Below are 19,628 nucleotides of genomic sequence, written 5' to 3'. Positions count from 1 at the left end.
CCGCGGCTCGGTGGCCTCAACCGCGCGGCTGCGCCGGAGGGTGATGCTTGCCACGGTGCACCTCGTACAGGCGCACGTGGCCGGGCCACGCCGGGTCGTTCTCGATCGGCAGGTCGTCCATGAAATGACGGATGACGTGGGCCAGCTGCCCCGGATGGCTGAAGTTGATCGCGTGGGCGGCGCCCTCCAGCATCACGACCAGCACATGGCTGTCGGTCTGGCTGGCGATCTCGTCGACGCGGTGTGCGTGGGGGAGCAGGGGGTCGCGCTGGCCCAGCACCACAAGCGTGGGGATGCGCATCTCGAGCAGTCGCTGCAGTGACGGGTACTGCGTGAGCGAGCGGAACATGCGCATCGTGCTCGGGACGCCGAAGCGCACGTAGTCGGGCACGGCGACGCGTGCCATCTTGACGGGCTCGCGCGGCGCGTCCTGCGAGAGCTGCTTGATCGCGCGGCGCAGCGGCTGGTTGAACAGGCCGCCCGCGGGAGACACCAGCACCGCTCGGTCGATGCGCTCGGGGTAGCGGTGCGCGAACTCGATGATGACGGGGCATCCCATCGAGTTGCCGACAAGCGTCGCCTTCTCGACGCCGCGGTCGTCGAAGAAGTCGACCGCGGCGCGCGCGAGGTCGGGGATGTCGAGCATGTCTCGGCGCTTGCCGCTGCGCCCGAAGCCGGGAAGGTCGGGCACGTAGGTGTGGAACTCGTCGGCGAGCCGCTCGGCCGTCGGCAGGAGGTAACGACCGGAGAGCCCGAATCCGTGCACGTGCGCCATGACGCGCTCGTCCTTCGTCGGATTCGGCGACTCCCGATAGAAGACGTCGACGCCGTCGATGCGCGTCCACTTCTCGGCGAGCGTCGACGCGGGCCGACGAGGGACCTTGCGCTCGCCCGGCTCGGGTGTGGGCTTGCTGCTGCTCATCGCGGGCTCCTGCAGGGCATGGAACGGTTCCAGACTCAGTCTGCCGCGACAGGACGACCCGGGAACAGTAGGGCACGCGGGAGAACTTCGCGCGATCTGAACGAAATCCGTCGTCGGGAGGCGGCCCTCGTCTCAGACGAACCGCACCCAGTTCGCCCCGCCGCCGGTCTCGACGCGCTGCAGCCGCTCGAGCCGATCCTCGTCCACCGCGTAGAGGGCGACCTCGGTCGATCGCTCGCCCGCCGCGACGAGGTACGCGCCGTCCGGACTGATCGCGAATCCGCGCGGCTGCGTCTCGGTCACCGTGAAGCTCGTCGCCGCCGACACCGACCCATCGGCCGACACGGGGGCCGCACCCAGCGTGCTCTCCGTGCGCTCGGTGGCCCAGAGCCACCGGCCACCCGCACCGAAGTGCATGTCCGCACCCCAGATAAGGTGTTCGGCCCGCGGATCCGCGCCGAACCGGCTGTGCGTGAGTCCCTTCGACGGATCGAAGACGGATGCCGCGCCCACGAGCTCCAGGGTCCCGTCAGAGGTGTCGCGGGCGAAGTGCAGCACTTCGCCCGAGAACTCCGTCATGATGTACACCGCGTCCTGGGCATCGTTGAGCACGAGATGCCGGGGACCGCTGCCCTCCGGCGCGGCGACCGTCGCCGGCTCGAGAGGTTCCAGCGAAAGATCGTCGCCGATGGCGTACTGCGCCACCAGATCGGCCCCGAGCGAGACGAAATACGCGAACCGGCCGTCGTGGCTCGGCAGCACCGAGTGCAGATTGGGGAATTCGATCCGCGACACCGGCTCGCTGACGGCCCCGTCGGTCACCCGAGCGACGATCCCGTACCCGCCCCCATACGACACCCCGAGCAGACCTGAACCATCGCGCGTGAGCGCGAGGTAGTTCATGCCGCCTCCGACCAGATCGGCGCGCGAGACCTGCGAAAGCCGCCCGGTCTCACGATCGAGCCGCAGCGAGACGATGGCGGCGGGTTCACCCTTGACGCCCGCGTAGACGAAGTCGCGCCCCGCGTCCACCACGAAGGTGGAGCATCCGTCGAGTCCTTCCATCACCGCCAGCCGTTCGAGGGAACCGTCTGCGAGTCGGAAGGTGCTGATGCTGCCGTCGCCGGCATTGGCCACGAGAACGAGGAGCGATTCGGTCACCCCTCGATCGTATGCGCGGCGGCGGGACGTCGCGGCGGCGTCCAGGCATGAAGAAAGCCCCGATTCGTCGGGGCTTTCTCGTATGGGAGGGGATGACGGGAATCGAACCCGCACCATCAGTTTGGAAGACTGAGGCTCTACCATTGAGCTACATCCCCGTGCGCCCGCGGACGGGCACCGACCAATCGTATTACATCGCGAAGGTCTTCCGTTCCCACCCGCGGTCCGGACGCACGGCCGAGCGAAGGAGCCGGCGATGGAACGCACGGGCAGGCAGGTCGTGGAGGCGCTCGTCGCCACGCTGAACGCGGGCGAGGTCGCCGGCATGGACGACATCTTCCGCGACGACGCCGTCATCGAGTGGCCGCAGTCGGGGGAGCGCATCGTCGGCGCCGACAACCGACGCGCGATCTATGGCGCGTTCCCGCAGCTTCCTGCCATCTCGCCGCGGCGCCTCACGGGTGCCGGAGACCTGTGGGTGCTGGAGGCTGATCTCGACTACGGCGACGGCGATCCTTATCAGACGGTGTTCGTGTTCGAGCTGCGCGACGGACTCATCTCCAAAGAGACCGCGTATTGGACGAAGCCGTTCCCTGCGCCCGACTGGCGCGCGGGCTGGGTCGAGCGGATGTAGGGCGGCGCAGGAACGTCTCGGGCAGGTCGGCTAGACTTCTCGGGGCCGAAAGGCGCACGCACGCGTGCGAACCCGCCCGGGGCGTAGCTCAGCTTGGTAGAGCGCCCGCTTTGGGAGCGGGAGGCCGCAGGTTCAAATCCTGTCGCCCCGACATTCGGAATTCCGAACCCAGACCTTCAACCGCCGCGGCCTCGCGCGGTCCGAAAGAGGAGAACTACAGGCATGGTGAACAGCACCGTCGAGAAGCTCAGCCCGACCCGGGTGAAGCTGCACATCACGGTCAGCCCCGACGAGCTCAAGCCGTCGATCAAGCACGCGTACGAGCACATCGCGCAGGACGTGCAGATCCCCGGCTTCCGCAAGGGCAAGGTGCCCGCGCCGATCATCGACCAGCGCATCGGCCGTGTCGCGGTGCTCGAGCACGCCGTAAGCGAAGGCCTCGACACCTTCTATCGCGAGGCGGCAGCCGCGCACGAGCTGCGTGTGCTCGGCCGCCCGTCGGCCGAGGTCACCGAGTGGCCGAACGAGAAGGACTTCTCGGGTGACCTCGAGGTCACCGTCGAGGTCGACGTCCGCCCCGAGTTCGACCTGCCGTCCTTCGAGGGCACGACCGTCGAGGTCGACGCTGTCGAGGTCGACGAGGCCGCGATCGACGAGGAGCTGGACCGCCTCCGCGGCCGCTTCGGCACGCTCGTGACGGTCGACCGTCCGGCCGCCAACGGCGACTTCGTCGAGCTGGACCTCGTCGCGACGATCGACGACGCCGAGATCGACCGCGCCGAGGGCGTGTCGTACGAGGTCGGGTCGGGCGAGCTGCTCGAGGGCATCGACGAGGCCATCGACTCCCTCACCGCCGGTGAGGACACCACATTCCGCTCGAAGCTCGTCGGCGGCGACCACGCCGGCGAGGAGGCCGAGGTCTCGGTCGTCGTCAAGGCCGTCAAGGAGCGCGAGCTTCCCGAGGCCGACGACGACTTCGCCCAGATCGCGAGCGAGTTCGACACCATCGGCGAGCTGCGCGACAGCCTCAAGGAGCGCGTCGGTCAGCAGGGTGCCTTCACCCAGGGCTCGGCCGCACGCGACAAGCTCATCGAGGTGCTGCTCGAGAAGGTCGAGATCCCCGTTCCGCCGCAGCTCATCGAGGACGAGGTGCACAATCACCTCGAGGGCGAAGGCCGCCTCGAGGACGACGTGCACCGCGCCGAGGTCGCCGAGGCGAGCGAGAAGCAGTTCAAGACGCAGATGCTGCTCGACAAGATCGCCGAGACGCTCAACGTGCAGGTGTCGCAGGACGAGCTCACGCAGTACCTTGTGCAGTCGGCCGCCCAGTACGGCATGGCTCCGCAGGAGTTCGTGAACGCGCTGCAGGAGGGCAACCAGCTCCCCGCCATGATCGGCGAGGTCGCCCGCAACAAGGCCCTGGCCGTCGCGCTCGGCAAGGTCACGGTCGTCGACACCAAGGGCAACCCCGTCGACCTCAGCGGCTTCGTCGCCACCGAGGACGAGGCTGCGGACGAGGAGGATGTCGTCGAGGAGGCGCAGGAGATCGCGGATGCCGCGGCCGACGCCGACGCCGTGATCGAGGCGGAAGAGGCCGCGCCCGCGAAGAAGGCGCCCGCCCGCAAGCCCGCCGCCAAGAAGGCACCGGCCAAGAAGGCTCCCGCTGAGAAGGCCGCAGACAAGGAGTAAGCACTGCGACAGCAGTGATCGGGGACGGATGCCGCGGCATCCGTCCCCTTCTTCATCGAGGAGGAACCGTGCACGACGACTGGGCCGCGCGCATCGAGGCCATCTGGGACGATGACGCGCTGAGCGACGAGTCCAGGCTCGAGCGGATCGACGCCGTCGCTGCCGAGCGGCCGGCCGGCGACCCGCTGGCGCTGTTCGAGCGTGGTGGTGCCCGAGACGCCGCGGGGCTCGAGGCGGACGCCGCACCCCTGTACCGCGCCGCCCTGGACGGGGGACTGGACGACGTGCACCGGCCGCAGGCCGTGATCCAGCTCGCCAGCACGCTGCGCAATCTCGGGCTCGCGGACGAAGCGGTCGGGATGCTGCGGGCCGAGCTCGCCCGCCGGCCGGCTTCTCCGCTCCACGACGAGGCGTCGGCCTTCCTGGCCCTCGCGCTGGTGTCGGTCGGGCGCGAGCGGGAGGCGGCCTCCGTCGCCCTGCGAACCCTCGCCCCGCACCTCAGCCGATACACGTGCTCGGTCGCCTCGTACGCCGAGGAGCTGGGGGAGGACACCGCCTGATCTGCCCAGGGCGAACACGGGCGGGTCGCTCGTGACGCGCCGGTAGATTCGATGGCGACCCAAGGAAACAGGAGTACACATGGCCGAACCACTTGTCGCGACCAGCGTCTTCGACAGGCTGCTGAAGGACCGCATCATCTGGCTGGGGTCGGAGGTGCGTGACGACAACGCCAACGAGATCTGCGCGAAGATCCTGCTTCTCGCCGCCGAGGACTCCGAGAAGGACATCTACCTCTACATCAACTCGCCCGGTGGCTCGATCACGGCCGGCATGGCGATCTACGACACGATGCAGTTCGTCCCCAACGACATCGTCACGGTCGGCATCGGCATGGCCGCCTCGATGGGCCAGCTCCTGCTGACGGCGGGTACGAAGGGCAAGCGCTACATCACGCCCAACGCCCGCGTGCTGCTGCACCAGCCCCACGGCGGGTTCGGCGGCACCGCGAGCGACATCCAGACGCAGGCGCAGCTCATCCTCGACATGAAGAAGCGTCTGGCCGAGATCACGGCCAAGCAGACGGGCAAGAGCGTCGAGCAGATCAACGCTGACGGCGACCGGGACCGCTGGTTCGGCGCCGAGGAGGCGCTCGAGTACGGCTTCGTCGACCACATCCGCGAGTCCGCGACGGACGTCATCGGCGGCGGTGGCACCGCCTCCGACAGCTGAGACCGAAGGCGAAAGAGAGAGAACCCGGAATGCAAACCCCCACCTTCGGAGCAGCGGCGCCTCAGGCCCTCCAGATGCCCGGCAGCCGCTACATCCTGCCGCAGTTCGAGGAGCGCACCGCGTACGGCTACAAGCGACAGGACCCGTACAACAAGCTGTTCGAGGACCGCGTCATCTTCCTGGGCGTCCAGGTCGACGATGCCTCGGCGGATGACGTCATGGCCCAGTTGCTCGTGCTCGAGTCGCAGGACCCCGACCGCGACATCATCATGTACATCAACTCGCCCGGCGGCTCGTTCACGGCCATGACGGCGATCTACGACACCATGCAGTACGTGTCGCCGCAGATCCAGACCGTGGTGCTCGGCCAGGCCGCGTCGGCGGCCGCCGTGCTGCTGGCAGCCGGCGCGCCCGGCAAGCGCCTGGCGCTTCCGAACGCGCGCATCCTGATCCACCAGCCCGCCGTCGGCGAGGCCGGCCACGGTCAGGCATCGGACATCGAGATCCAGGCGGCCGAGATCCTGCGCATGCGAACCTGGCTCGAGGAGACGCTCGCGAAGCACTCGAACAAGACGCAGGCCGAGGTCAACAAGGACATCGACCGAGACAAGATCCTCTCCGCGGAGGAAGCGGTCACCTACGGCCTCGTCGACCAGGTGCTCACCACGCGCAAGCGCGGCCAGCAGGCCCTGACGAAGTAGTCGCTCCGCACCGACCTGCGCACAGATCAGCGCCCCGCCCCCGGCCAGCCGGGCGGCGGGGCGCCGGCGTCCGAGGCGCGGGTTCTCTCTCCGCGAACCCCGGGTCGTCCACAACGTGCGTCGCAATGCCGCCGCATGTCGGGCTCAGCTATTAGGCTCGGAGAACATCTGGGGGGCTCGGCCCCGACGTACGAGGAGGAGCGGCATGGCACGCATCGGTGAGAGCGCCGACTTGTTCAAGTGCTCCTTCTGCGGCAAGAGTCAGAAGCAGGTCCAGCAGTTGATCGCCGGGCCCGGCGTCTACATCTGCGACGAGTGCGTCGAGCTGTGCAACGAGATCATCGAAGAGCGCATGGCGGAGTCGTCGTCAGGCGTCGTCGCCGACTTCGACTTGCCGAAGCCCCGCGAGATCTTCGCGTTCCTCGAGGAGTACGTCGTCGGGCAGACCGACGCCAAGCGCGCGCTCTCCGTCGCCGTGTACAACCATTACAAGCGCGTGCGCGCCCACGGCACGATCCAGTCGGCCGAGCAGCGAGCCGACGAGATCGAGATCGCCAAGAGCAACATCCTCCTCCTCGGCCCGACGGGCTGCGGCAAGACCTATCTCGCGCAGACGCTCGCAAAGCGCCTCAACGTGCCGTTCGCCGTCGCGGACGCCACCGCGCTGACCGAGGCCGGCTATGTCGGTGAAGACGTGGAGAACATCCTCCTCAAGCTGCTGCAGGCCGCTGACTTCGACACGAAGCGCGCAGAGACCGGCATCATCTACATCGACGAGGTCGACAAGATCGCGCGCAAGGCTGAGAACCCGTCGATCACGCGCGACGTCTCGGGCGAGGGCGTCCAGCAGGCACTGCTGAAGATCCTCGAAGGCACCGTCGCCTCAGTTCCCCCGCAGGGCGGCCGCAAGCACCCCCATCAGGAATTCATCCAGATCGACACGACGAACGTGCTGTTCATCGTGGCCGGCGCCTTCGCCGGGCTGGAAGACATCATCTCCTCCCGCGTCGGCAAGCACGGCGTCGGCTTCGGCGCCTCACTGCACCGAAAGGACGAGGACCTCAACCTCTTCGGAGACGTGCAGCCCGAAGACCTGCACAAGTTCGGCCTGATCCCGGAGTTCATCGGCCGCCTGCCGGTCGTCGCCTCGGTGTCGCCGCTCGACCGCGAGGCGCTCATGGAGATCCTCACCGAACCCAAGAACGCTCTGGTCAAGCAGTACCACCGCATGTTCGAGCTCGACGGCGTGACGCTCGAGTTCGACCGTGAGGCGCTCGAGGCGATCGCCGACCTCGCGGTCGCACGCAAGACCGGTGCGCGCGGCCTTCGGGCGATCCTCGAGGACGTCCTGGGCCCGATCATGTTCGAGATCCCCTCGACCAACGACGTCGACAAGGTCATCGTCACCCGCGCGGCCGTCGACGAAGGCGCTCCGCCGACGCTCGTGCTGCGGGAGAAGCGCAAGAGCGCCTGATTCGGTTCCACCGCCGCGGGAGCTCTGCGCATGAGTGACGTCGTCCCCGATCTCGAGGGATTCTGCGGTGTCGTCAGTGCCCGGCGTGGCGACCAGGTGCTCGGCGAGTGGTCCGTCGGTCTCGCCGACCGCACAGCGGGTGCGCCGAACACCCCCGAGACACGCTTCGGACTGGCGAGCGGCACGAAGACCTTCACGGCCCTCACAACCCTCTCCCTCATCGGCGACGGCGTCCTGCGTCTGGACATCCGCGCGCGAGAGCTCCTCGAGAACGACCTGCCGCTGATCGCCGACGATGTCACCATCGACCACCTGCTGAGCCACACCTCCGGTATCGGGGATTACCTCGATGAAGAGATCGACGCGCTGGCGCCTCTGAGCGTGCCCGTGCAGCAGCTCGACTCCACGCCCGCCTACCTGCCGATGCTGGAGGGGTTCCCGACGAAGTTCCCGGCAGGCGAACGGTTCTCGTACTGCAACGGGGGCTACGTCGTGCTCGCGATCATCGCCGAGCGCGTCGCGGGCATTCCGTTCGCCGACCTCGTGCGGAAACGCGTCTTCGAGCCGGCGGGCATGGGCGCATCGGGCTTCCCGCGCTCCGACCGGCTACCGCCCGGCACCGCCACCGGCTACAAGGAGGACGGCCGCACCAACGTGTTCGAGCTCCCGGTCGTCGGATCGGGGGACGGAGGAGCGCACTCCACGGCCGGCGATCTCCACCGCTTCTGGCGGGCGCTCCTCGCCGGGCGCATCGTCGATCCCTCGCTGGTGGCACTGCTCACCGAGCGGGTCATCGACGACGCCGGAGACGGACTCGGGTACAGCCGGGGAGTGTGGCTCGATGACGACGACCTCATCATCGTGGGTGGCGACCACGGCGTCGTGGCGGTGAGCCGGCATCATCCGTCGACCGCGACCACGGTCACCGGCCTCGCGAATGTCGAGGTGCCGACCTTCGCCCGCATCCGCGAGCTGATGCGCGCGGTCAAGAGCGACGGTGTCGTACCCGCCGAGTAGTTTCGGGCCATGCCCACGGTCCTTCCCTTCTCTATCCACGTGCCCGAGGCAGACCTCGCCGATCTGCGGGAGCGTCTCGCCCGGTTTCGACCGCTCCCGGACTCACCGCGGCGGCCGACCTCGGGCATGAGCGGGGAGTACCTCGCGGAGCTCGTCGAGACCTGGCGCGCATGGGATTGGCGCGCGCGTGAGGAGTGGCTGAACGACCACCCACAGTTCCTCGCCGACATCGGCGACACCACGATCCACTTCGCGCACCTTCGCTCGGCACGCGCCGACGCTCCCGCACTTCTCGTGATGCACGGCTGGCCGCACACCTTCGCGCTGCAGCTCGATTTCGCCGATCTGCTGCCCGACTTCCACGTGGTCGTGCCGAGCTTCCCCGGCTTCGCGTACTCGACTGCGTACGCCGACGGCCCGATGACCGAGACGCGGCTGGCCGCGACGATGCACGCGCTCATGACCGAGGTGCTCGGGTACGACCGGTACCTGACGTACGGCGAGGACGTCTCGGCGAGCGTCAACGATCTGATCGCCGGCACCTACGGCGACACGGTGGCGGGAGTCATCGCGACGCACTCGCACTTCCCGTCCTCGGCCGAGCGCGCCGAGCTGACCGCGCCCGATGAGGTCGCGTTCTTCGCGAGGCTGGAGCGATGGGGCGGCGCGAACGGCGCCTACGGGCACGTCCAGGCCACCCGACCCGACACTCTTGCGGCCGCGCTGAACGACTCGCCGGCGGGTCTCCTGGCATACCTGACGGAGAAGCTGGTCGAGTGGAGCGATACGCCCGCGGGTGACCCGCGTCACCTGGAGCGGCGCATCTCCCGCGACCGCATCCTCACCGAGGCGATGATCTACTGGACCACCCAGAGCATCGCCACGTCGTTCCGGCCGTACTACGAGGGCGCCGACCAGCCCGATGCGATGCCGCCCGTGGAGGTTCCGGCATCCGTCCACATCCAACGACACGAGGGCGACTACCCCGAGTCTCTCGCCAGGCGCTTCTACCGCGACCTGCGCACATTCGAGCGGCTCGACGAAGGAGGGCACTTCGCTGTCGCCGAAGTACCCTCCGCCATGGCCGACCGCGTGCGGGCATTCGCGCAGACGATCGGAGCGCCCTGAGTCGCGGCGGCGGCGGGCGTGTCTGAGGCACCTCTCGGGGCACACCCGAGTCGCTGACAGCGAAGGCATCGCCGAGGCGGGTGGCCCGATCGGGCCACCCACCGAATGGCGACTCCGGGCGACGCGCCGATGCGCCCCAGCCGGTGAACTCGGAGCATGTCGATATCCACATCCACTTCCACGTCACCGTCACTCCGCGATGCCGTATCGCCCGCGCCCGCGGCATCGACGACTCGCGATGCATCGTCCGCCCACGCGACACCACCTGCCACAGCCGGTGCGAAAGTCGGCGCCCGCGTCGGCGACCTATTCATGGAACGGGCGCTCAACGGCCCTCGCCGCCACGCCAACGGCGGATTCGCGGCGGGGTCGATCGCGCAGCACGTCGACGCCGACAGCGTGACCGTCGTCCTCGAGCGACCGATCCCGCTCGCGCGGCAGCTCGAGGTCCGAGAAGACAGAGACGGCGCCATCGTCTGGGACGGTCGTCGCGTCGTCGCCCGCGCACGCCCCGGCCGGCTCACCGACCACCCGGCCCCGCCCGCGCCATCCTTCGCCGACGCGCTCCTGGCCCGCGCGCGGCATCCGCTCATCGGCGTGCGGCATCTGCTCTCCGACTGCGTCGTCTGCGGACCGGACCGCACCGACGGGATGCATGTCACGCCGGGGTTCGTGCCGGGTGCCTCCGATCGCCTCGTGGCTCCGTGGACCGTCGACGTCCGGTTCGCGCATGCCGGTCTCGCCCGCTATCCGGCAGTGTGGGCCGCACTGGACTGCCCGAGCTACCCCGCACGCGCGCTGGTCGACGGGACCGTGTGCCTCCTCGGCACGATGACGGCGTACGTCGAGAGGCGCCCACGCGTGGGCGAACAGCTTGTCGTCCACAGCTGGACCCGTGAGCAGCACGGGAGGCGCTTCGAGACCTCGGCCGCGATGGTCGACGCGGCAGGCGGCCTTGTCGCACGCGCCGACGCGACCTGGGTGGCACTCAAGCACCAGCGCGCCCTCGGGACGATGCGATGGCTTCGTTGACGGCGAGACACGAGGCGTGGACCCCTTGCGCGGGCTTCCGCCGAGCGGCGCGCCTCGCGAACGATCACCCCACCTGGTCGTTCTCTCGGCTGGATTCGTGACGATCTCGCGCACCCGGCCGGTTTCGGCCCCGGATCCCGCGCACTCCCTTCCGGCCGGACCGTGACCCATACTGTTGTCGTGTCCAGCCCTGTGCGCGTGCAGTACGCCTGGTCGGGTTCCGATGACGTCGCGTGGTCGGAGACCGGCAGCGGAGAGCCCGTGCTCGTCGGCGGCTGGTGGATGAGTCATCTGGTACGTGACTGGGAGTACCCGCCGTTCCGGGCATTCGTCGAGGAGATGGCGCTCCATCGCCGGGTGATCCGCCTGGACGCACCCGGCAGCGGGATGTCACGATCCCGGGGAGCGATGCCCGAACGCCTCGACCCGCACGTCGACGCGATGAGGGCGGTTCTCGACGCCGCCGGCGCGCCCGCGGCGACGCTCTTCGCGGGATCGTCCGGGTGCGCCATCGCCGTGGAGTTCGCGGCCCGCTACCCGGAGCGCGTGCGTCGGCTGGTGCTCGCCGGGGCCTACCTCGACGGGTCGGCGATCGCGCCGGCTGGCGATCGGGCAGCCCTCGTCGAGCTGGTGCGGAGTAGCTGGGGTCTGAGCTCCCGTGTCATGTCGGACATCTTCTACCCCGATGCGACGCCCGAGCAGCGCCGGGCTTACGCACGCCACCAGCGCTCCACGGCGACCGCCGAGGCGGCGGCCGCCGGGCTGGAGGCGGTGTACTCCTTCAACGCCACCCCGGCGGCGGCACAGGTGCGCGCGCCCACCCTGGTGCTGCACCGGCGAGGAGACCGCGCGATCCGGCTGGCGCTGGGGGTGGCGGCCGCATCCGCCATTCCGGGCGCGCGCCTCGAGGTGCTCGACGGCGCCGACCACCATCCCTGGCACGGCGACGCAGCGGAGTTTCTCCGCCGCGCGCTGGCATTCGACGGCGTCCCCGCCGGGATCCTGGCGAGGGGCCTGCCGCCCTCAGCCTCGCCGGGGGAGCACGCCTCCCTCGTCTCGTCGGCGGCGCCGATCTCGCCCCGCGAGCTGCAAGTGCTGCACCTCGTCGCGCGGGGGATGACCGATGCTCAGATCGCCGCCGAACTCTTCCTCAGCGTCCATACCGTGCACCGCCACGTGGCGAATGCGAGGACGAAGCTCGGCGTGCCGTCGCGAGCGGCCGCCGCCGCGTGGGCGGCCGCTCGCAGCGGTGGGTCCTAGGCGAGCAGACCCCGTCGTTCGAGCAGCGGCTCGATCTCGGCGTCCCGCCCGCGGAAGTCGCGGTAGGCCTCGAGCGGGTCCTTCGACCCGCCCACGCCCAGCAGCCGCCCGCGGAACCGGTCGCCATTCTCGCGGCGCAATCCGCCGTTCTCGCGGAACCACTCCACCGTGTCCGCGTCGAGCACCTCGCTCCAGATGTACGAGTAGTAGCCGGCGCTGTAGCCGCCCGAGAACACGTGGGCGAAGTACGTCGACGAGTACCGGGTGGGCACGACCGGGCTGTCGAGGCCGATGTCCGCGAGAGCCTTCGCCTCGAAGTCCGCGACGTCGAGATCCGCCGCGGCGCCGTCCACCGACAGCGAGTGCCACGCCTGGTCGAGCCATGCCGCCGCGAGGTACTCGCTCGTCGCGAAGCCCTGGTTGAACGCCTCCGACGCGTGGAGCTTTTCGACGATCTCGGCGGGGAGCGGCTCGTCGGTGTCGATGTGGCGGGCGTACGACGCGAGGATCTCGGGCCAGTAGATCCACATCTCGTTGACCTGGCTCGGGAACTCGACGAAGTCGCGGTAGACGTTGGTCCCCGCGAAGTGCGGGTACGTGACGGTCGCGAACAGGCCGTGCAGGGCGTGGCCGAACTCGTGGAACAGCGTGGTCACCTCGTCGAGGCTGAGCAGCGTCGGGCGCCCCTCGGCCGGCTTCGGCACGTTGAGGTTGTTGACAACGATCGGCTGGGTGCCGCGCAACCCCGACTGCAGCACGATCGAATTCATCCACGCGCCGCCACGCTTCGTGTCGCGCGTGTAGAGGTCGAGGATGTAGAGGCCGAGCGTCGAGGAGTCCGCGTTGTGGACCTCGAAGACGCGTGTGTCGGGGTGGTAGCCGCCGAGGTCGGGGCGCTCGGTGAACGTGATGCCGTACAGGTCCGTCGCGGCGCGGAACACACCGTCCTGGAGCACGCGTTCAGCCTCGAACCACGGCCGGAGCGCGGATCGGTCGAGGTCGTACTCGGCGGCCCGCACCTTCTCGGTGTAGAACGCCCAGTCGTGTGCCTCCAGAGCGAAGGGCTCGGGGCCGGCGTCGACGATGGCCTGCAGCTTCGCCTGCTCGCGACGGGCGTTGCGAGCCGCCGGAGCGGCGAGCTGCCGCAGCAGGTCGTGAACGGCCGCGGGCGAGCCGGCCGTCTCGTCGGACGTGATGTACGCAGCGTGCGAGTCGTAGCCCAGGAGGGCGGCGCGCTCGGCGCGCAGGCGCACGATCTCGAGCAGCGTCGCACGGTTGTCGTTGTCGTTGCCGCGCGATCCGCGGGAGCGGGATGCCGCGAGCAGGCGAGCGCGCGACTCCCGATCGGTCAGGCTCGACAGGTAGGGGTGGCCGGTGAACAGCGTGAGGGTCACGACCCACTTGCCCTCGAGCCCGCGATCCGCGGCGGCCTGCGCGGCCGCGGAGAGTTCGCCCTCCGCGAGCCCATCGAGCGCGGACGCATCGTCGAAAACGATCGCCAGGTCGTTCGTGTCGGCGAGCAGGTTCTTCTCGAACTGCGTCGTCAGGGTGGACAGACGCTGGTTGAGCTCCGTGAGGCGCTTCTTCGCTTCATCGTCCAGCCCGGCGCCGGCATGGGCCATCTCGGTGTGGTGCCGCTCCACGAGGTAACGCTGCTCGGGTGTCAGCTCGAGTTCGTCGAGCTGATCGTGGATCGTCTTGATTCGCCAGAACAGCGCGGAGTCCAGCTGGATCGAATCCTGGTGCGCCGACATGAGCGGCGCCAGCTGCTCTTCGATCTCCTGGATCTCGGGTGTCGCGTCGGCCGAAGACACCGTGTAGAAAGTCCGCGCGATGTCGCCCAGGAGTCGTCCGCTCTCTTCCAGCGGCACCAAGGTGTTCTCGAAGGTCGGCATCGATCGCACGCGCGTGATCGCCGACACCTCTCGGGTGTGAGCTTCGAACGCCTGCCCGAACGCCGGCAGGTAGTGCTCGGGGCGGATGGCTGCGTACTCGGGAAGCCCGTACGGCAGCGTGCTGGGGGACAGGAGCGGGTTGTCGTTCGGCATGGCGTCCAGCCTAGTCACGACGACGGGGCATGCCGAGAGTCTTTTGCAAAGACAAGCTTGCAAACAATCTATTGCAAAGCATCACTTGCAAAGAAGGCTTTGCATCGCTAATCTGAAGGCATGGCAGAGAACGAGACCCCGGAGGCGGACGAGGCCGCCGCCCGCACCGAGGAGCGCCACAACCCGGACCGCGTCCTGGACTCCGGCGCCCTCCGGGCCCTGGCGCACCCGCTTCGCGTGAAGATCTACGACATCCTCAGCCAGTACGGTCCGCAGACGGCGAGCTCGCTCGCGGAGCGCCTGGGGGAGTCCAGTGGCTCGACGAGCTACCACCTTCGCGCGCTCGCCAAGCAGGACCTCATCCGCGAGGCCGAGGACCGCGGCACCGGCCGTGAGCGCTGGTGGGAGCGTCCCGTCGGGGGCGTGTCGTTCGCCAACCCCGACGCGATGGCGACGCCCGCAGGCCGTGCCGCGACGCAGGTCGTGATGAACGAGTTCCTACGCAACCGCAACGACCAGCTACTCGACTTCGTCAACCGGGGGATCGGCGGCGAGGACCTGATGTGGCAGGAGGGCACGCTGATCTCCACCGCCACCGCCCGCCTCACGCCCGAGCAGAGCAAAGACCTGGCGCTGAAGATCATGGCGCTCATCGACGAGACCGTCGACAACTACCGCAATCAGACCGGCGAGAACGTCCGCCCCGTCACCATCCGGGCCGACCTCTTCCCGCTCCCGCAAAGAGGAGGACAGTCATGACCGCCATCACGGCAGACGAACTCGCGGCACGGGGGTTCCGGGCATCCGCCACCCGATTCGACCGCGTGCTGCTGCGCGCGGCATCCGCCCTCGACGCGTACGTCGTCGCACGCGTCGAGAAGCGAGACGACGCCCAGGAGCGCCGCGCACTGACCGCACAGGCCGCCGCGGGCGGCGCACGGCGCGAAGCCGAGGCGCGCGCCGCGATGGGGATGCTCCCGCGATGAGCGAGAGCGTCGATACGGCGCAGCGCGCCGGATCGACGGCCGGGCGGGCACGCACGGTCCCGCTCGGCCGCGATTTCGGCAAGCTGTGGACCGCGGCCGCCTTCAGCAACCTGGCCGACGGCCTCGGGCGTGTGGCGGTGCCGCTCATCGCCACCACGCTCACGCGAGACCCGCTCGCGATCGCGGCGATCGGGGCGCTGGCGTTCCTGCCATGGCTCGTCTTCGGCCTGCCCGCGGGCGTGATCATCGACCGCTTCGACCGCCGCTGGATCATGGCGATCGCGAACGGCATCCGCGGCCTCGCGGCCGTCGGGCTCGCCGTCCTCACCGTCACGGGGGCGCTCGACATCTGGTGGCTGTTCGCCGGCGTGCTGGTGTTCGGCCTCGGTGAGACCTTGTTCGACAACGCGACCAACGCGATCGTGCCGAACGTGGTGAAGCGCCCTGCCCTCGATCGCGCGAACGGCTGGCTGCAGGCCGCGCAGATCACGATCGACAGCTTCATCTCGTCGCCGATCGGCGGTGTGCTGTTCGCGATCTCCCTCGCGCTCCCGCTCTGGGTGGGCGCAGCCGGTTACCTCATCCCGATCGCGCTCGCGGTGATGCTTCCGCTGTCCGCGGCCCGTCCCCTCCTCGATGTGCACGCCACATCGGTGCGGGCCGAGGCAGCAGTGGCCGCCGGTGACCCGCTGGCCGCTTCCGAGGAAGCAGCCGAGAAGACCGCGGAGACGGATGCTGCGCCCGCGGCGCGTCCGAACGTCTCGGCGCGCGATGCCTTCGTGTACCTCTGGAACCACCGGTTCCTGCGCTCGATGGTGATCTTCACCTCGATCGTCGGGTCGGCGTTCGCTTTCGCCCAGGCGCCGGTGTTCCTGTACTTCCTCGACGTGCAGCACGTGCCGGCGGCCGCGATCGGCGTGGTCACGGCCGGGATCGGGCTCGGTGGGCTCGCCGGCTCGCTGGTCGCCTCGTCGCTCGTCGCGAAGTTCGGCCGGGGCGTGGTCATGCTCGGGGCCAACGTCGTCGCCGCGCTCAGCCTCGCCGCCGTCTGGGCAGCTCCCGAGGCGATCACGGGGACGATCGCCTACGGTCTCATGGCGGCCGCCGTGTCGGTGTGGAACGTCCCATGGGGCGCGCTGCGTCAGACGATCGTGCCCGGCCACATGTTCGGCCGCGTGCTGGGGATCAGCCGCACCCTCACGTGGGGCATCTTCCCGTTCGCGACGCTCCTCGGCGGGTGGGTCGCCCGCATCGACCTGCGCCTGCCGTTCCTCATCGCCGCGGGTGTGACGCTCGTCGCGACCCTGTTCGCCGCGCGACTGCTCTTGTCGGCGTCGCAGCACGACGCACCGGAGGAATGAGCCCGAGGCTTATGCGAAGCCGTCGTCCGGATCGTGCCGGACGACGGCTTCGCCGTCGGCGTCCAGCGACACGATCACGCCCGTGTCGAGCTCGGCGATCGGCTTCCCCTCCAGCCACGTGAGCGTCCAGCGCGGACGCGGCTGACCGAGCTGATCACCGGGGATCGTCTCGTCGACGGAACGGATGCCGCGCACCAGCGCGTCCGGGACGGCCTTGGGCGGTTCGTCGCCCGAGGTCCAGCGTGTTCCGAGCTGCATGTCACACCTCCTGGGGAGCGAGTTCGACGCCCTCGATGAGGAGCTCGTCCGACCCGTCGATCAGATCCAGCGTCTCGATGCGACCGACGGCCCGCAGGTCGCCCTCCGCGAGACGCAGGTTTGCGATCGTGACGTCGTCGGCTCGAAGCGTGAGGGACGCCACCGGGGTCTTCTGCGAGGCCTTCGCCTCCGTCTTCGCGCGGCGGATGCCGATCAGCGCCGCACTCACCGCCGTGAGAACGGCGGGGTCGCCCCACTCCTCCTCCGGCGCGACGGGCCAGTCCGCCGTGTGCACCGATCCGTTGTTGAACCACGACCAGGCCTCTTCCGTCGCAAACGCGAGCACGGGAGCCAGAAGCCGCAGCAGCGCCGACATCGCCAGACGCAGCGCGAGTGCGGCGGAAGCCTGCCCCGCGTCGGTCTGGTTGTAGGCGCGCTCCTTGACGAGCTCGAGGTAGTCGTCGCAGAACGTCCAGAAGAACGACTCGGTCAGCTCGAGCGCGCGCGCGTGGTCGTAGTTGTCGAGAGCCTTGGTGGCCTCGCGCACCACGCCGTGCAGGGTGGCGAGCATCGACGCGTCGAGCGCGTGGGTCACCTCGGCGCCCTCGGGCACCGGGAACGACAGCACGAACTTGGCAGCGTTGAGCACCTTGATCGCCAGGCGACGGCCGATCTTCACCTGCGTGGGGTTCTGCGGGTCGAACGCCGCGTCGGTGCCGAGACGGCTCGAGGCGGCCCAGTAACGCACCGCGTCCGAGCCGTGCTGCGAGAGGATGTCGGCGGGAGTGACGACGTTGCCCTTCGACTTCGACATCTTCTTGCGGTCGGGGTCGACGATGAAGCCGGAGATGGCAGCATCCGTCCACGGCGCACGGTCGTCCTCGAGGGCGCTTCGCAGCAGCGTCGAGAACAGCCACGTGCGGATGATGTCCTGACCCTGCGGGCGCATGTCGAACGGGGCGACGAGGTTCCACAGCTCCGGGTCGCGCTCCCAGCCGCCCGCGAGCTGCGGGGTCAGCGACGAGGTCGCCCAGGTGTCGAAGATGTCGTTCTCGCCCTCGAAGCCGCCGGGCAGGCCGCGCTGGTCGGCGGTGTAACCGGCCGGCACGTCGATGGACGGGTCGATCGGCAGCGAGGCGTGGTCGGGGGTGAGCACGCGGTCGTAGTCCCGCTCGCCGTTCTCGTCGAGCGGGTACCAGACGGGGATCGGCACGCCGAAGAAGCGCTGGCGGGAGACGAGCCAGTCGCCGGTGAGGCCGTTGGTCCAGTTCTCGAAGCGCACCCGCATGAAGTCGGGATGCCACGACATGTCCTTGCCCAGCGCGATGAGCTTGTCGCGCAGCGCCTCGTCGCGCGCGCCGTTGCGGATGTACCACTGACGCGTCGAGACGATCTCCATCGGGCGATCGCCCTTCTCGTAGAACTTCACGACGTGCGTGAAGGGCTTCGGGTCGCCGATCAGCTCGCCGGACTCCTGCAGCAGTTCCACGACGCGCTTCTTGGCGCTGAACACCGTCTTGCCCGCGAGCTCCGCGTACGCCGCCTTGCCGGCATCCGTCTCGATCGCCTGCGGGGCATCTGCCAGCACGCGTCCGTCGAGACCCAGGATCGTGCGGTTCGGCAGCTGCAGCTCACGCCACCACACGACGTCGGTGACGTCGCCGAACGTGCAGATCATCGCGATGCCCGAGCCCTTGTCGGGCTGTGCCAGCGGGTGAGCCAGCACCGGCACCTCGACGTCGAAGAGCGGCGTACGCACCGTCGTGCCGAAGAGGGGCTGGTAGCGCTCGTCGTCGGGGTGGGCGACCAGCGCGACGCAGGCGGGCAGCAGCTCGGGGCGGGTGGTCTCGATGTGCACGTCGCCGGCACCGTCGGTCCGGTGGAAAGCGACCCGGTGGAACGCGGCGGGCTGCTCGCGCTCCTCGAGCTCGGCCTGGGCGATCGCGGTGCGGAAGTCGATATCCCACATCGTCGGCGCGAGGTCCTGGTAGGCCTCGCCGCGATCGAGGTTGCGCAGGAACGCGAGCTGGCTGGTGCGGATCGTGTCGTCGGAGATGGTGCGGTAGGTCTGCGTCCAGTCGACGCTCAGGCCCAGCTGACGGAAGAGCGCCTCGAAGTGCTTCTCATCCTCGACGGTGAGCCTCTCGCAGAGCTCGATGAAGTTGCGGCGGCTGACGGGCACCTGGTCGGCGGCACGGCTCGACTTGTTGTCGCCGCCCTCGAACGGCGGCGTGAAGTCGGCGTCGTACGGCAGCGACGGATCGCACCGCACGCCGTAGTAGTTCTGCACGCGGCGTTCGGTGGGAAGGCCGTTGTCGTCCCAGCCCATCGGATAGAACACGGCCTTGCCGCGCATGCGCTCGTAGCGCACCTTGAGATCGGTGTGCGTGAACGAGAAGACGTGCCCGATGTGCAGGCTCCCCGACGCGGTGGGCGGGGGAGTGTCGACCGAGTACACGCCCTCACGGCCGACCTCGACGGCGCGAGCGCGGTCGAACAGATACGTGCCCTGACCGGACCACGCGGCGTCCCACTTCGCTTCGAGTCCCTCGAGCGCGGGCTTGTCCGGGATCTGACCCTGTGCGGGGCGGGCGTCGGTCATGGCGTCTCCTCGAGGCGATATGTGCGGCACTGTGTGAGCGTGCCTGAGTGTGGGATGTCGCTCGATTCTACCCGGGTGCAATACACCCCGATCGCGGGACGGATGCTGCGGACCGCAGCATCCGT

18 protein-coding genes and 2 tRNA genes are annotated in these 19,628 nt (G+C 69.2%); 14 read left to right on the top strand and 6 right to left on the bottom strand.

Features of this window, described 5'->3' with window-relative positions; translation table 11 throughout:
• Positions 1–16: 16 nt before the first annotated feature.
• From MRBLWH3_RS13125 to MRBLWH3_RS13115, 3 genes are all read right to left on the bottom strand, one after another.
• Positions 17–922: an alpha/beta fold hydrolase gene (locus tag MRBLWH3_RS13125; protein WP_159843894.1), complete on the bottom strand. Its 906-nt coding sequence runs from the start codon at positions 920–922 to the stop codon at positions 17–19.
• Positions 923–1,054: 132 nt separating this feature from the next.
• Positions 1,055–2,083, bottom strand: a complete 1,029-nt coding sequence (locus tag MRBLWH3_RS13120; protein WP_363432633.1) for a lactonase family protein — start codon at positions 2,081–2,083, stop codon at positions 1,055–1,057.
• 87 nt (positions 2,084–2,170) lie between these two features.
• Positions 2,171–2,241: transfer RNA gene (locus MRBLWH3_RS13115), tRNA-Gly, on the bottom strand.
• A gap of 98 nt (positions 2,242–2,339) precedes the next feature.
• Here MRBLWH3_RS13115 and MRBLWH3_RS13110 point away from each other — a divergent pair.
• From MRBLWH3_RS13110 to MRBLWH3_RS13060, 11 genes are all read left to right on the top strand, one after another.
• Positions 2,340–2,717: a nuclear transport factor 2 family protein gene (locus tag MRBLWH3_RS13110; protein WP_363432630.1), complete on the top strand. Its 378-nt coding sequence runs from the start codon at positions 2,340–2,342 to the stop codon at positions 2,715–2,717.
• 77 nt (positions 2,718–2,794) lie between these two features.
• Positions 2,795–2,868 (top strand) — tRNA-Pro (locus tag MRBLWH3_RS13105).
• Positions 2,869–2,939: 71 nt separating this feature from the next.
• Complete coding sequence (gene tig, locus MRBLWH3_RS13100) at positions 2,940–4,406, top strand: trigger factor (protein ID WP_363432627.1); 1,467 nt, start codon at positions 2,940–2,942, stop codon at positions 4,404–4,406.
• A gap of 68 nt (positions 4,407–4,474) precedes the next feature.
• A complete protein-coding gene (locus MRBLWH3_RS13095; RefSeq protein ID WP_363432624.1) occupies positions 4,475–4,966 on the top strand; it encodes a tetratricopeptide repeat protein in 492 nt (163 codons plus the stop codon).
• A gap of 79 nt (positions 4,967–5,045) precedes the next feature.
• Entirely contained in the window at positions 5,046–5,636 is a 591-nt protein-coding gene (locus MRBLWH3_RS13090) for an ATP-dependent Clp protease proteolytic subunit (protein WP_341999149.1), read from the top strand.
• A 29-nt stretch (positions 5,637–5,665) separates the two neighbouring features.
• Positions 5,666–6,337: an ATP-dependent Clp protease proteolytic subunit gene (locus tag MRBLWH3_RS13085; protein ID WP_310291089.1), complete on the top strand. Its 672-nt coding sequence runs from the start codon at positions 5,666–5,668 to the stop codon at positions 6,335–6,337.
• Positions 6,338–6,542: 205 nt separating this feature from the next.
• Positions 6,543–7,811 carry an ATP-dependent Clp protease ATP-binding subunit ClpX gene (gene clpX / locus MRBLWH3_RS13080; protein WP_363432622.1) on the top strand — a complete coding sequence of 423 codons (1,269 nt, stop codon included), beginning with the start codon at positions 6,543–6,545 and terminating at the stop codon, positions 7,809–7,811.
• 30 nt (positions 7,812–7,841) lie between these two features.
• Complete coding sequence (locus tag MRBLWH3_RS13075; RefSeq protein ID WP_363432619.1) at positions 7,842–8,828, top strand: serine hydrolase domain-containing protein; 987 nt, start codon at positions 7,842–7,844, stop codon at positions 8,826–8,828.
• A gap of 9 nt (positions 8,829–8,837) precedes the next feature.
• The gene (locus MRBLWH3_RS13070; protein ID WP_363432616.1) at positions 8,838–9,956 is read left to right on the top strand and encodes an epoxide hydrolase family protein; all 1,119 of its coding nucleotides are present in this window, start codon (positions 8,838–8,840) and stop codon (positions 9,954–9,956) included.
• Positions 9,957–10,268: 312 nt separating this feature from the next.
• Positions 10,269–10,988, top strand: coding sequence for a hypothetical protein (locus MRBLWH3_RS13065; protein ID WP_363432614.1), 720 nt, complete (start codon positions 10,269–10,271; stop codon positions 10,986–10,988).
• Positions 10,989–11,168: 180 nt separating this feature from the next.
• A complete protein-coding gene (locus MRBLWH3_RS13060) occupies positions 11,169–12,248 on the top strand; it encodes an alpha/beta fold hydrolase (protein WP_363432612.1) in 1,080 nt (359 codons plus the stop codon).
• On the opposite strand, the gene MRBLWH3_RS13055 is transcribed toward MRBLWH3_RS13060, so the two are convergent.
• Entirely contained in the window at positions 12,245–14,296 is a 2,052-nt protein-coding gene (locus tag MRBLWH3_RS13055; protein ID WP_363432609.1) for a M3 family metallopeptidase, read from the bottom strand. The genes MRBLWH3_RS13060 and MRBLWH3_RS13055 overlap by 4 nt on opposite strands.
• 120 nt (positions 14,297–14,416) lie before the next feature.
• Here MRBLWH3_RS13055 and MRBLWH3_RS13050 point away from each other — a divergent pair, with 120 nt between their 5' ends.
• Genes MRBLWH3_RS13050 through MRBLWH3_RS13040 form a run of 3 tightly spaced genes read left to right on the top strand, consistent with a single transcriptional unit; the run spans position 14,417 to position 16,643 of the window.
• A complete protein-coding gene (locus MRBLWH3_RS13050) occupies positions 14,417–15,055 on the top strand; it encodes an ArsR/SmtB family transcription factor (RefSeq protein ID WP_363432606.1) in 639 nt (212 codons plus the stop codon).
• Positions 15,052–15,282: a hypothetical protein gene (locus MRBLWH3_RS13045; RefSeq protein ID WP_363432603.1), complete on the top strand. Its 231-nt coding sequence runs from the start codon at positions 15,052–15,054 to the stop codon at positions 15,280–15,282. The genes MRBLWH3_RS13050 and MRBLWH3_RS13045 overlap by 4 nt, the downstream gene beginning before the upstream one ends.
• Positions 15,279–16,643, top strand: a complete 1,365-nt coding sequence (locus tag MRBLWH3_RS13040; protein ID WP_363432600.1) for an MFS transporter — start codon at positions 15,279–15,281, stop codon at positions 16,641–16,643. Before MRBLWH3_RS13045 ends, MRBLWH3_RS13040 begins: the two co-directional genes overlap by 4 nt.
• A 9-nt stretch (positions 16,644–16,652) precedes the next feature.
• Here the strand turns inward: MRBLWH3_RS13040 and MRBLWH3_RS13035 are convergent, their stop codons facing one another.
• Positions 16,653–16,901 carry a hypothetical protein gene (locus MRBLWH3_RS13035; protein WP_363432598.1) on the bottom strand — a complete coding sequence of 83 codons (249 nt, stop codon included), beginning with the start codon at positions 16,899–16,901 and terminating at the stop codon, positions 16,653–16,655.
• 1 nt (position 16,902) lies between these two features.
• Positions 16,903–19,503: a valine--tRNA ligase gene (gene valS / locus MRBLWH3_RS13030; RefSeq protein WP_363432596.1), complete on the bottom strand. Its 2,601-nt coding sequence runs from the start codon at positions 19,501–19,503 to the stop codon at positions 16,903–16,905.
• Between the last annotated feature and the right edge of the window lie 125 nt (positions 19,504–19,628).

It is taken from the genome of Microbacterium sp. LWH3-1.2 (assembly GCF_040675855.1).
Classification (GTDB): domain Bacteria; phylum Actinomycetota; class Actinomycetes; order Actinomycetales; family Microbacteriaceae; genus Microbacterium.
Note: the sequence above shows the minus strand (reverse complement) of the source record. Positions and strands in the feature narration are given on the sequence as shown.

What these genes read in the sequence shown, in the direction of transcription:
- MRBLWH3_RS13125 (WP_159843894.1), bottom strand. Translation starts at nt 922, where the DNA reads ATGAGCAGCAGCAAGCCCACACCCGAGCCGGGCGAGCGCAAGGTCCCT.
- MRBLWH3_RS13110 (WP_363432630.1), top strand. Translation starts at nt 2,340, where the DNA reads ATGGAACGCACGGGCAGGCAGGTCGTGGAGGCGCTCGTCGCCACGCTG.
- tig (WP_363432627.1), top strand. Translation starts at nt 2,940, where the DNA reads ATGGTGAACAGCACCGTCGAGAAGCTCAGCCCGACCCGGGTGAAGCTG.
- MRBLWH3_RS13090 (WP_341999149.1), top strand. Translation starts at nt 5,046, where the DNA reads ATGGCCGAACCACTTGTCGCGACCAGCGTCTTCGACAGGCTGCTGAAG.
- MRBLWH3_RS13085 (WP_310291089.1), top strand. Translation starts at nt 5,666, where the DNA reads ATGCAAACCCCCACCTTCGGAGCAGCGGCGCCTCAGGCCCTCCAGATG.
- clpX (WP_363432622.1), top strand. Translation starts at nt 6,543, where the DNA reads ATGGCACGCATCGGTGAGAGCGCCGACTTGTTCAAGTGCTCCTTCTGC.
- MRBLWH3_RS13075 (WP_363432619.1), top strand. Translation starts at nt 7,842, where the DNA reads ATGAGTGACGTCGTCCCCGATCTCGAGGGATTCTGCGGTGTCGTCAGT.
- MRBLWH3_RS13070 (WP_363432616.1), top strand. Translation starts at nt 8,838, where the DNA reads ATGCCCACGGTCCTTCCCTTCTCTATCCACGTGCCCGAGGCAGACCTC.
- MRBLWH3_RS13065 (WP_363432614.1), top strand. Translation starts at nt 10,269, where the DNA reads ATGGAACGGGCGCTCAACGGCCCTCGCCGCCACGCCAACGGCGGATTC.
- MRBLWH3_RS13055 (WP_363432609.1), bottom strand. Translation starts at nt 14,296, where the DNA reads ATGCCGAACGACAACCCGCTCCTGTCCCCCAGCACGCTGCCGTACGGG.
- MRBLWH3_RS13050 (WP_363432606.1), top strand. Translation starts at nt 14,417, where the DNA reads ATGGCAGAGAACGAGACCCCGGAGGCGGACGAGGCCGCCGCCCGCACC.
- MRBLWH3_RS13045 (WP_363432603.1), top strand. Translation starts at nt 15,052, where the DNA reads ATGACCGCCATCACGGCAGACGAACTCGCGGCACGGGGGTTCCGGGCA.
- MRBLWH3_RS13040 (WP_363432600.1), top strand. Translation starts at nt 15,279, where the DNA reads ATGAGCGAGAGCGTCGATACGGCGCAGCGCGCCGGATCGACGGCCGGG.
- MRBLWH3_RS13035 (WP_363432598.1), bottom strand. Translation starts at nt 16,901, where the DNA reads ATGCAGCTCGGAACACGCTGGACCTCGGGCGACGAACCGCCCAAGGCC.
- valS (WP_363432596.1), bottom strand. Translation starts at nt 19,503, where the DNA reads ATGACCGACGCCCGCCCCGCACAGGGTCAGATCCCGGACAAGCCCGCG.